A 6,547-nucleotide genomic window follows, 5' to 3' on the forward strand; every position below is an offset into this window, starting at 1 on the left:
CCGATGGCACGCACTACCTCTCTTCGAACTAAACGCCGGAACACCGTTCCGGTACATACGCGTGCCCGGGACGCACACAAAACCACGAAGCGCCCGAAGCAGCCGAAGGGCCTCGACATTCTCGGTGTCGGCGTCATCATCGCTGTCGTGCTCGTTGTTCTGCTGACCATCGCCGTCCCGCTGCGCAATTACTACCATGGCCAGTCAGAGATCGCGCGCCTTGAAAGCTCAATTGCAGCGAAGCAGGAGCGCAAGGACCAGCTCCTCACTGAAATCGACAAGTACCAGTCGGACGAGTACATCAAGCAGGAAGCACGTCGCCGTTTCGGCGTCATGGATGAGGGAGAGACGGCTTTCCGCATCATGGATCCTCGCATGGACTCTGGAGATACCGTCACGTCGGAGCACCGCGAGGTGACCGATGACCGCGAATGGTACGCAGTCCTCTGGGACTCCGTCGCAGAGGAAGCTGAAACAGAAACACAAGTAGGGGAGAACGCCGACGGCGGCGTTGCGGTGGAGCCGAACACAGAGACCGACAACCCTACTGAATAGGACTGATCCACGTCCTCGTGTCACAATGGTCTCCATGACCGTGACCGATGCTGATCTCGACGTCGTCCGCGAACAACTAGGCCGCACCCCGCGCGGCGTCGTGGACATTGCCTACCGCACTCCCGATGGAGCTCCCGCAGTGATTAAGACTGCGCCTAAGCTTCCCGACGGCACCCCGTTCCCCACCCTCTACTACCTCACTGACCCGCGTCTGACCGCAGAGGCTTCTCGTCTCGAGGTGGCCCACGTGATGAAGTGGATGGAACAGCGACTCGCCGAGGACGAGGCTTTGCAGAAGGACTACCGTGCTGCCCATGACCACTACCTTTCCACTCGTAATGAGATGGAAGACCTAGGCACAGATTTTTCCGGTGGAGGAATGCCTGAGCGTGTCAAGTGCCTCCATGTTCTCATCGCCTACGCTCTGGCCGAAGGGCCTGGCCGCGTTCGCTTCGGAACGGAAGCCGTAGCCATGGCGGCAGAACACGGTAAACTCCGAGGCAGCGCCATCCCGGAGGATTGGCCCACCGTGGGGGAGTTGGGCATTGACATGGCTCAGTTCGATTTTTCAAACGCCGGTTAAAAGAAAGGCTTAACGTATGACTCGCGTTGCTGCTGTCGACTGCGGCACTAACTCCATTCGCCTTCTCATCAGTGAGATTCAGGAGGATGGAAAGATTCGAGATATCTCTCGCACCATGGAAATCGTTCGTCTTGGCCAAGGCGTCGATGCTACTGGTGAGTTTGACCCAGCGGCACTCGCGCGTACCAGAGCTGCGCTTGAGGAATACGTCAAGCAGATGAAGTTTGAGAAGGTTGAACGTGTCCGCATGGTGGCCACCTCCGCCACGCGTGATGCCAAAAACCACCGTGAATTTTTCGACATGACCGCTGAGCTTCTGGGACAGATTCAACCCGGTGCTCGCGCAGAAGTTATTTCCGGCGAGGAGGAAGCCTTGCTGTCCTTCACGGGTGCGGTGGCCGATCTTAGCTCCGAGAAGGGGCCGTACTGCGTCATCGATTTGGGCGGTGGGTCGACCGAATTCGTCGTCGGCACTATCGATGGCGAAATCCTTGGCTCTCATTCCGCACAAATGGGCTGCGTTCGCCTGACGGAACGCATGATGCGCAGCGATCCACCTACCGAGGCGGAAGTGGAGATCGCCTCCGATTATGTTGCCGAACGCATGGCTGACGTTGAAAAGATTGTGCCCATCGACAAGGCCGTTACCTTCGTAGGTTGCGCTGGCACCTTCACAACCTTGTCTGCCTTGGCACAGGGCATGGAGCGCTATGACGCGGATTCCATCCATGGCTCTGAGCTTCGTTTTGACGCCCTGCGTGTGCTGACGCGGCAGATGATTGGTCTGGCCTCAGACGTGCGAGCCCTCAACCCCGTCATCCACCCAGGCCGCGCCGACGTGATCGGCGGCGGCTGCGTGGCTGTCGAGGGCATCATGACGATGATTGAACGTAACAGCAGCGCCCGTTCCTTCTTCATCAGTGAGAAGGACATTCTCGACGGCATCATCGCAGGGCTCGCTGCAGCCTGACCCTATTTTCTTTTCGGCATTACCCGTGTCCTAAAATAGTTAGGCACGGTTTGGCCCCCATAGCCCAATCGGCAGAGGCAGTCGACTTAAAATCGATTCAGTGTGGGTTCGAGTCCCACTGGGGGCACCACTGAGAGCGCCACTACCAGCGGAAACGTTGGATTTCCGGGCCGTGGGTGAGGGGTGCGGTAGGGGAGACGTCGCCAAGCGCAGTGCTTTTCGACGTCACCCTTCTAAGAAAATTTTGCGAAGTTTGGGATTTTTGGGAACTTCCTAGCAGTCGGATGCGTTGACACTAGTGACAAGATGATCACGGCGGTCCTTCGGGGCCGTCTTTATTGAGAAAGACTGTGAAAGGAATCGGGATTCACGTGCGTTCTAGCAACCCCGTCATGAGTTCCCTCTCATCCAGCCAGACCCAGACTCAGCCACAGAGCAACCCGTTTGGTCAGAATGACAATCCGTTTAACCAGGGCAACGCAAGTGCCGATCGTCCGCTGACCGTTGACGACGTGGTGACCAAGACTGGTATCACCCTCGCCGTCATCATTGTGGCGGCAGTTCTTAACTTCGCGATTGGCGAGCTTGTCAACCCAGGTATCGCGATGATTCTGACCCTCGTTGGTGCCCTCGGTGGCTTTATCACCGTTCTGGTTTCGACCTTCGGCAAAAAGTACGGCTCTGCTGCCGTGACCTTGATTTACGCTGTCTTCGAGGGCCTCTTTGTCGGTGGTTTCTCGCTCATGTTTGCTGGCGTATCCTTCGGAAACTCCGACGGTATGGCCATCATTGGCCAGGCCATCTTGGGTACCGTCGGTGTATTCATCGGTATGCTCATGGTCTACAAGACCGGTGCCGTGAAGGTGACCCCGAAGTTCAACAAGATTATCTTCGGTCTCATCGCTGGTGTCGCTGTGATGGCTCTGGGTAACTTCCTGGGCGCTATCTTCTTTGGCTTCAACCCGCTGCGTGATGGCGGCATGCTGGCTATTATCTTCTCCCTGGTCTGCATCGTCCTGGCATCGCTTTCCTTCATGACTGACTTCGACCAGGCTGACCGCCTTATCCGCCAGGGCGCTCCGGCACAGTATGCCTGGGGTATCGCTCTTGGCCTCGCCGTGACCCTGGTCTGGCTCTACACTGAGATTCTCCGTCTTCTGAGCTACTTCAGGGACTAGTCAATAGTTACTCGCAATGAAAAATCGGCGGGCGGAAATGTAAACAATTTCCGCCCGCCGATTTTTGCTACCAATTCGCGCTCGATGCTTCTTTCAACAGCAGTAAGAGTAAATTTTTGAAATGGCTAAGACTAAACGTAACCTACGCTCCTATGCGGATGCCTCTCAGGCTTTCGATAGCAATAACTAGAGCGATGGAGAGATGAATTGCGGAGCCATGTAGTTCGGTCTTTATTGCGGGACCTGGTGCCGTGTTTAGTTTGATTCCGCTTCGTGGACAGGGTTGCCGCCTTTAATTACTCTTGAAATCGACTTTTCCGGTGTAGCTAGGATCGTGATGTCATTCGCGGGATTTTCATTGAGAATGAGGAGATCAGCGTGTGCGCCCTCAGCGACTACCCCTAGTCGTCCTTCCTGACCGAGAAGACGAGCAGCCGTCGTCGTGGCAGAACGCAAAACATCCAATGATGTTTGAACCTTTGCTCTAATGCGAAATTCTTCACTTTGGTGGTCGTGCATCGATCCGAGCAAATCAGAGCCAAAGGCAATCGACACCCCAGCTTCACTAGCACGTTTCAAGGCTTTTAGACCTGAATAAAGGACAACATCCACCTTCGCTTGGCTTTCTGTGGGGAGGCCGTTTTCAGCGCCGTCAATCTTGAGCCTTTCATATGTAACCAAAGTTGGAACTAGGAATGCATCGTGTTCTTTGAAAAGACGAATGGATTCGTCATCAATTAGATTTCCATGCTCGATTGAACGGACCCCCAAGCGTAGGCCCCTGTTTACAGCCTTTGCTGTATATGCATGCCCAAGGACGTAGATGTTTGCTGCCTCAGCTTCTTCTACAGCAGCGCGAATTTCTTGCTCGGAAAACTGTGTGGAGTCGACGCGGTCAGTAGGGGAGGCCACTCCGCCAGAAAGCATGAGCTTGATGTGATTCGCCCCAGTGCGAATGTTTTCTCGGCAAGCCTTTCGGACTTCGTCCACTCCATCGCAAATGGTGCCAATGTGGGGACAGCATTGGTGGGAATCGTAAACCGAAGTGCCTGGGTTTCTCATGTCGGCGTGACCGCCGGTCTGTGATAGGGCTTTACCGCCGAAGAATAGTCTCGGTGCGACAACCAAATCCTCAAGTACCGCTTTTGCTAGCCCGTACTCGGCTCCACCAGCGTCGCGGACGGTAGTAAATCCTCGTCCAAGCATGTCTCTCATGATTTGAGATGCCCTGGTGGCTAGATAAAAAGGAGACTCGTCTCCGAGTCTAGCCAAATCTGCGGTGGTAGCCAAAACGTGTACGTGGCAGTCAATGAGTCCGGGGGACACGAATTTGCCTTCAGCGTTGATGAAACCTGTTGGGTCGGCGGGTGGTTGGGAATCAATTTTGTCAATTACCCCATTCTTTATCGAGATCGTCTGGGGCTCTGATACTTGGCCAGATTCCACGTCCAAGATCCGCGCATTAGTGATTCCTAAAATTGGCATGGGAACCTCCTTGTTGGTTGGTGGTGCTAAACACGTTACTCGAAAATCGTGACATGTGACTCAAAATCCGATAGATTGCACAACAAGTCATCAACTTCCCTACTTTAAGGAGGCACTCTTGAATACAGTATTCATTACGGTGCTTGTGTTCTATCTGGCCCTGATGATTGGCATCTCATTCTGGTTTTCTCGAGGTAAGTCGATGAAAGACGGAGATGATTTTGTTCTCGCAGGAAAATCTTTGCCAGCGCCAGTTTTGGCGGGTACGTTGCTGGCGACATTCGTAGGCTCCGGCTCGATCATCGGCGGAGCGAATTTTATCTATACTTACGGGCCCTTTTCAGGAGTGTTTTTCTTCGGGGGGATGTTCTCTGCAATTGTTTGTTTATACTTTGTAGCCCCGAAAGTTAGAGACGCGGGTTACCACACACTCCCCGAGATGTTTAATGAACGATTCAACGGGGCTGTTAGGGTTGTGGGCATTGTTGTAGTGCTAGTTGCATTCCTAGGCATTACGGCTTACCAGTTCACTGGAGCCGGGTATATCCTGTCACTTATTGCTCCCGTTTCAGAGCTCCAAGGTGCCATTATAAGCTTCATTCTCATTACATTTCTCGCACTTTCAGGAGGATTGAAATCGGTCGCGTGGACGGATTTTCTCTCATCGATTTTTATCGTGATCGGACTAGGTTTAGTTGCGGGCTGGGTGTTTATAGAGGATGTTGGCGGCTTGGGGAGCTGGATAGATCAGCTTAATCCTGAGTTTAAAAGCTTGACCGGAACCTTGAGCGGATGGCAAGCCCTGGGATATTTCCTTCCGTTGTTCTTGTTAATTCTCGGTGATCAGAATATGCACCAACGCTTAGCGGCGGCTAAGTCAGGCTCCGCAGCTAAAGCTGGTATGGGGCTATTTTTCATTGGTGCCTTTTTTGTAGTTACCCCGGTTATTCTTGCGGCTTCAAGTTCTAGGATTCTTCAACCAGATATTGATGCGGATAAGGCAATTCTTTCGTTGGCGGCGAGCGAGTACTCCCCTAATATGCTAGGCGCAGTTCTCCTTGTCGCTGCGCTTGCTCTAATTCTTACGACGGGCTCTTCATATCTTTTGACGTGTTCTGGGAACATTGTTTACGACTTGATTTTTCACGACAAGCCACAAGAACACTCTGGGAAAACTGCGGTTAATTTAGGAAGGGCAGCGGTATTGGGGTTGTCGGTAATTGCCTTTGTGCTTGTTCAATTCTTCCCGTCGGTCTTAGCGCTTCAAATGTACGCGTACTCTATGTATGGTGCTTCTATTACCCCCGTTGTGTTAGCTGCCCTCTATTGGCGTAAGGCAACATCACAAGGAGCGCTTGCAGCAATGCTCGTGGGTGGAATTGTTACGATCGGCTGGGAGTTAATCGGGAAACCTGGCGATTTAAACTCAATCATTCCAGCTCTTCCATGCGCAGTTCTTGCACTAGTTTCCATTTCTATCATGACTCAGCGAAATGCATCGTCACCTTAAAGTGAGGTTACCTTCGTTTAGTGGACACCAAACCTGTACGGATCTTGTGTCCGTAGGAGAGGGTGGTCATAGTGGGGCAACAACGCAAGAAGTACATGCCGGGGTGCCGGCACAAAGCTTGAAATCTCAAGTGCACCAGGTTTTGTTTCGTTTGAGTAGATGGGAAAATCTGGAGTATGCGGCTCCCACAAGAACGAGCTAATCCATACTCGCAGGAGGGATGATGTTGTCGAGGCAGAAATCGCGACGTTCGAGTGGGTGTCATG

The 6,547-nt window shown here is 53.1% G+C and carries 6 protein-coding genes and 1 tRNA gene; 6 read left to right on the forward strand and 1 reads right to left on the reverse strand.

Annotation, left to right across the window (positions count from 1 at the left end):
- Positions 1-3: 3 nt before the first annotated feature.
- The 5 genes from HMPREF3149_RS12390 to HMPREF3149_RS12410 all read left to right on the forward strand — a co-directional run bounded on the left by HMPREF3149_RS12390 (position 4) and on the right by HMPREF3149_RS12410 (position 3,286).
- Positions 4-555 carry a septum formation initiator family protein gene (locus HMPREF3149_RS12390; RefSeq protein WP_070538523.1) on the forward strand — a complete coding sequence of 184 codons (552 nt, stop codon included), beginning with the start codon at positions 4-6 and terminating at the stop codon, positions 553-555.
- A 34-nt stretch (positions 556-589) separates the two neighbouring features.
- Entirely contained in the window at positions 590-1,138 is a 549-nt protein-coding gene (locus HMPREF3149_RS12395) for a DUF501 domain-containing protein (RefSeq protein WP_070538537.1), read from the forward strand.
- A 16-nt stretch (positions 1,139-1,154) separates the two neighbouring features.
- Positions 1,155-2,108, forward strand: a complete 954-nt coding sequence (locus tag HMPREF3149_RS12400; protein ID WP_042530188.1) for a Ppx/GppA phosphatase family protein — start codon at positions 1,155-1,157, stop codon at positions 2,106-2,108.
- A 53-nt stretch (positions 2,109-2,161) separates the two neighbouring features.
- Positions 2,162-2,238: transfer RNA gene (locus HMPREF3149_RS12405), tRNA-Leu, on the forward strand.
- Positions 2,239-2,479: 241 nt separating this feature from the next.
- Positions 2,480-3,286, forward strand: coding sequence for a Bax inhibitor-1/YccA family protein (locus tag HMPREF3149_RS12410; RefSeq protein WP_070538526.1), 807 nt, complete (start codon positions 2,480-2,482; stop codon positions 3,284-3,286).
- 255 nt (positions 3,287-3,541) lie between these two features.
- On the opposite strand, the gene HMPREF3149_RS12415 is transcribed toward HMPREF3149_RS12410, so the two are convergent.
- Positions 3,542-4,771 (reverse strand): metal-dependent hydrolase family protein, encoded by a 1,230-nt coding sequence (locus tag HMPREF3149_RS12415; protein ID WP_070538528.1) that lies wholly within the window; start codon positions 4,769-4,771, stop codon positions 3,542-3,544.
- Positions 4,772-4,889: 118 nt separating this feature from the next.
- On the opposite strand from HMPREF3149_RS12415, the gene HMPREF3149_RS12420 reads away from it, so the two are divergent.
- Positions 4,890-6,281 carry a sodium:solute symporter family protein gene (locus HMPREF3149_RS12420; protein ID WP_070538529.1) on the forward strand — a complete coding sequence of 464 codons (1,392 nt, stop codon included), beginning with the start codon at positions 4,890-4,892 and terminating at the stop codon, positions 6,279-6,281.
- The last annotated feature ends 266 nt before the right edge of the window (positions 6,282-6,547 follow it).

The sequence above is a fragment of the Corynebacterium sp. HMSC05E07 genome (genome assembly GCF_001807225.1).
In the GTDB taxonomy this organism is placed as follows: domain Bacteria; phylum Actinomycetota; class Actinomycetes; order Mycobacteriales; family Mycobacteriaceae; genus Corynebacterium; species Corynebacterium singulare.

What these genes read in the sequence shown, in the direction of transcription:
- HMPREF3149_RS12390 (WP_070538523.1), top strand. Translation starts at nt 4, where the DNA reads ATGGCACGCACTACCTCTCTTCGAACTAAACGCCGGAACACCGTTCCG.
- HMPREF3149_RS12395 (WP_070538537.1), top strand. Translation starts at nt 590, where the DNA reads ATGACCGTGACCGATGCTGATCTCGACGTCGTCCGCGAACAACTAGGC.
- HMPREF3149_RS12400 (WP_042530188.1), top strand. Translation starts at nt 1,155, where the DNA reads ATGACTCGCGTTGCTGCTGTCGACTGCGGCACTAACTCCATTCGCCTT.
- HMPREF3149_RS12415 (WP_070538528.1), bottom strand. Translation starts at nt 4,771, where the DNA reads ATGCCAATTTTAGGAATCACTAATGCGCGGATCTTGGACGTGGAATCT.